Origin of the sequence: Protofrankia sp. Cr1 (genome assembly GCF_963555865.1) — a bacterium.
Lineage (GTDB): Bacteria > Actinomycetota > Actinomycetes > Frankiales > Frankiaceae > Protofrankia.
In genome coordinates this window covers 1-4,048 of the sequence record NZ_CAUVXO010000471.1, presented here as the reverse complement: position 1 = coordinate 4,048, position 4,048 = coordinate 1, and the positions used below count along the sequence as shown (strand labels likewise).

Below are 4,048 nucleotides of genomic sequence, written 5' to 3'. Positions count from 1 at the left end.
GTACCCACCCACAGATCGCAACCCGCCGTCTCCCGAGAGCAGACCGCGTCGCCGAACCCACCATCGGCCCGCGCCGGTACGGCGGTAGCGATGAGAACAATCGGCAAGACAATGACGGCCGTCGAGAGCGCGCGTTTCAGCATGAGCCGACCTTGTCTATCACGAGAACATCGATCTTCCAGGTTCCCGACGTTTCCACCGCGAGAGCCTGAACATGATGTCGCCCGCCCGGGATCTGGTCTTCAAGACGACCATCCAGTCTGTAATGCAGCCATCCGCTGTCATCGGCGCAATCAACGACCGTCGCCCGGTTCGGATCATCGGTCGGTGTCAGCGCGGAAACCCGGGGAGAAAACGTCGGCGTCCCCCGGGTGACCAGGCCATCCCGCTTGTTGGCGTACACGGCCTTGTAAATCAACGAAAGCGCGTCGCCGCTCACATGCGCGGTCAGCCGAGGGTTCTGATAGTCGGACGTCTCGGCGACGGCGACCCAGTCCGCCCACATCCCCCGGTAGGCCGCGAGCACCTCCGGCGCGGCTCGACCGGTAGGGGGAGACGGCGACGCCGGCGCACTTGTGATCGCCGCAGACGGCACCTCTGACGGGCGCGCTGATGGGCGTGCTGACGGCGGAACCGGCCTGCCGCTGCCGCTGCTACAGCCAGCGAGCAGGAGCCCCGCGCACACGACGCCGACCGCCCAACCGCGGCCGACACATCCCCCGTTCGACCGGTCACCCATGCAGACCGAACCCTTTTTCGATCAGACCTGTTATGTATCCAATGTTGTAACCCGATAGCCCGGGGTAACTGCAATAGGGCAAAGAACACGGAGACAAGTCACCCGGACACCCCTACACTGCAGCGAAACCGCCATAGCTCCGTCACTATGAGTGAATCGAGAGCGTGGCGATTACGAGACCCGGGTACGCCGCCACCCGAGCATGCCGCCGAGTCGCGCATGACGCCCCCGCGTGTGGGCAGAGCATCAGAAGCGATCATTCTTGCGCGTACGCCGATCTTGGCTGCACGGGGCGGATGCAGCCACTTTGCCAGCCTGATCGCACACGGAGTCCCATCGCCCGCTATCGGAGAAACGGCCATCCGATAGCAAAGTGGACGCACGAGTGCGCGCGGGCCGCAGGATATCTGTGCGGTGGTCCGCTAGTGCGGGATGGGCCTCCACTGATGCCAGTAGGATACAGAGAGTCACAGTTTGCCGGCTCCAGGAGGCGTCACTCGGCGAACAGGTGACACAACAGATGGTCATGTAAGGAACAACATTTCACAATATTTCTTACCGGGTGACGTCACGGCGTCATGCAGGTAGCGGATGGCGCGATCGTGAGGGGGCGTCGCGGGGCGGCGCTCGGACACCAGCGCTCCGTGCCGGATAGGGGTAAGGATGTGTGGCGATCAGCCCGGCTACGGCGCCGAGTGTGCCCCGCAGGGGCAGCGGTCCGGCCAGAGTGGCGCGTTGGACGGATACCCCAGGTCACTGCCAGGCTCGCCTGTGGCGACCGGCCGTGCCAGCGTGGCCCACCCCGAGGTTCGGATAACAGTAGTCAAGATTGTGTACACAGCGAAGAAGGCTGGCACCAATCCGAATGTCGGCAATCAGGGTGTAGCCGGCTGGAGTGAGGGTGGGCGGGAGGAGGTATTCGTCGAAGGTGAGGGAGACCCCGTCGATGATGGTCTCCATCGGGTCAGGCGCTTCTCGGGACGGCGGCGGGCTGTTAGTCGAGCAGTGCACGTAGGCCAAGGCTCGGGTGGCTGCGGAGACCGACTCTGCGTCGACCTATTCGTTTGTCGGCGACATCCTCGCTGTTGTCCCACACACCGAGGCCAAGCCTGGTCCGAAATCGTAACCGCGTGGCTCGCCGAGCTACGGCACTGCGTCTACGCCGGATGGGGCGTCGCGCAACTCGCCGCCGCGCTCAAGCTGCTTGGCAGCGAAACCATCCAGACAAGCCGCCGCGTTGACGGCCGGATCGTGAACCGCCGCTGCATCCGCATCTTTGGCGGACTGGCTGCCCGCCCGGATCGGTGACAGCCGAGGCAATACCGACCCAGACCGGTCGGGGCCCTTCCCGCGGCCCCGGCCTACCTGGCAATTGCCAGGTAGGTGCTATTCGTTTGCGGGAATTTATAGATCAACTGGGGGAATTATAAGTCTAGCGCTGCATGAACTCTCCGTCCATGACGCCGCCGACGAAGGCGTCCCACTCGCCGGACGTGAAGAGTAGTACGGGGCCGTCCTTGTGTTTGGAGTCACGTACAGCGACAGCGTTGTCGAGGAACGCTACCTCGACGCACTGGCTATTGGCGCTGCTGCGGGCGCTCTTCCGCCACACGGCCTGGGAGAGGTCCACCTGATGCACCTTGGCCACCTCCTCTCATTGCGCTCCCGTTGCCACGCTAGCGATCAACCTCGTCGAGTCGTCGGGGCTAAGGGCTATGGCACGGAGGTTATCGAAGAGCAGGCTATACCGCCTGACGTCGGGTTGGGTTTCCAGGAACAGGTCGCCGGCCATGCTGTCGATGTGGATGATCTCAGGGTCGGCTGGGTTCGGGAAGTCCATGAGCACGAATGACCCCTGCATGCCGGCGTGGGCACCGGCCGCGTAGGCGATGACCTGGACTGTCACATGTGGCTCGCTGGCAGCCGAGATCAGCCTGTTCATCTGCTGGCGCATGACCTCGGCTCCACCGACGAGACGGTGAAGTGCCGCTTCGTCGACGATCGCCCACAGGCGCAACGGGTTGTCCGTGGTCAACAAATTCTGGCGTTCCATGCGGGCCTGGACGCGCTGCTCAACCTCCTTCTGGCTGGCCATCGGCAGGCCGCCTCTGATGACGGCGCGTGTGTAGTCCTCGGTCTGGAGTAGACCGGGGATGAACAGCGACTCGTAGTTGCGCACGCTACGGGCTTCGGCCTCGAAGCTGATGTAGGCGGTGTACTGCTCGGGCAGTTCGGCGTGGTAGGGCCGTAGCCAGCCCTGGGCATCGGCCTCGCGGGACAGCGCCAGAAGATCGGTGCGCTGCTGTTCGGTGGCACCGTACAGGTTGAGGAGCGCGATTAAGGTGCGGCGCTGGGGCCGGGAGCGCGCCGTCTCGTGGCGGTAGAGCGTCGCCGTGTTGATTCCGGTCTGCTCGGCCACCTGCTGTTGGGTGAGTCCCGCGGTGTCACGCAGGCGGCGTAGCTCGAACGCCAGCCGCCGTAGCCGGACAGTCGGTGGCCCCTGCCGTTCGCTCGGCATGTCTCAGTCCTCCGTCAGGGGTTGGTGCGGGTCGGTCTGCAGCGGGCACGGAGCCTGCGTCGACGCATCCTGCAATCCACGCAATTGCATGTCTTGCATTTTTCTATCATGTAGAGGCATGCTATGCGGCACACAGATTGCCACGTTCCGTCGTCGGTTGGGACACACCTCCCGATGGCCGGCATGGTCTGAGAAACAGAGAGGGGTGAGGGGCGGTGCGTGAGCTTCTGTTCGTCGTGCAGGACGTCGGAGAGAGGTCGCTCGGCGCGTTCGCGGACTTTGAGACCGCACACGAGCGGAGCCCCATCCGCGTGATGCAGGGCCAGATCGACCCACCGCTGACGGTCGATGACCGGAAGGCGAAGGCCACTCCCCGGCCGGGGAAGCCAGGGGAGCGCAAAGCGATTCGCTGGGAGCACGGGCGCGGCTGGTGTGACCTGGTCGCGGGGGCGGCGGTCGCCCGAGCTGATCCACGTGGACCTGCGCGACGCGGCAACCCTGCTGCCCCCGGTCCGCCAGGTGCTGTTCACCTTCGGGCTCCTGCAGCATGTCGTGACTGGCCAGGCGCAGGTACTGACCGCCTACACCGACCGGTTGTTCGTCGACATCAATCGTTGAGGTCAAAGCGTTCACCGCTGACCCGTTGCACCGGCCGGCGCTTGCCTGGCCCGCTCACCCCACCCGAGCGGGTTATCCCGTTGCCGACCGGCACCGCAAGGCTGGCAGTCACGATCAGTTTGGACGGGGACTATCAGCCCATCCCCGAGCAGGTCCGGCACACGCTCCACAAC

Annotated in this window: 5 protein-coding genes; 1 reads left to right on the top strand and 4 read right to left on the bottom strand. The window is 64.7% G+C overall.

Annotated elements, in window-relative coordinates; translation table 11 throughout:
* Positions 1-136: 136 nt before the first annotated feature.
* From U9980_RS23965 to U9980_RS23950, 4 genes are all read right to left on the bottom strand, one after another.
* Complete coding sequence (locus U9980_RS23965; RefSeq protein WP_322770001.1) at positions 137-526, bottom strand: hypothetical protein; 390 nt, start codon at positions 524-526, stop codon at positions 137-139.
* A 966-nt stretch (positions 527-1,492) separates the two neighbouring features.
* Complete coding sequence (locus tag U9980_RS23960; RefSeq protein WP_322770000.1) at positions 1,493-1,699, bottom strand: hypothetical protein; 207 nt, start codon at positions 1,697-1,699, stop codon at positions 1,493-1,495.
* A 472-nt stretch (positions 1,700-2,171) separates the two neighbouring features.
* Positions 2,172-2,378 (bottom strand): DUF397 domain-containing protein, encoded by a 207-nt coding sequence (locus U9980_RS23955; protein ID WP_322770002.1) that lies wholly within the window; start codon positions 2,376-2,378, stop codon positions 2,172-2,174.
* Between the two features lie 15 nt (positions 2,379-2,393).
* Positions 2,394-3,257: a helix-turn-helix transcriptional regulator gene (locus tag U9980_RS23950; RefSeq protein WP_322769999.1), complete on the bottom strand. Its 864-nt coding sequence runs from the start codon at positions 3,255-3,257 to the stop codon at positions 2,394-2,396.
* Positions 3,258-3,731: 474 nt separating this feature from the next.
* Between U9980_RS23950 and U9980_RS23945 the strand changes: the two genes are divergently transcribed.
* The gene (locus tag U9980_RS23945) at positions 3,732-3,875 is read left to right on the top strand and encodes a hypothetical protein (RefSeq protein WP_322769998.1); all 144 of its coding nucleotides are present in this window, start codon (positions 3,732-3,734) and stop codon (positions 3,873-3,875) included.
* Positions 3,876-4,048 lie beyond the last annotated feature (173 nt).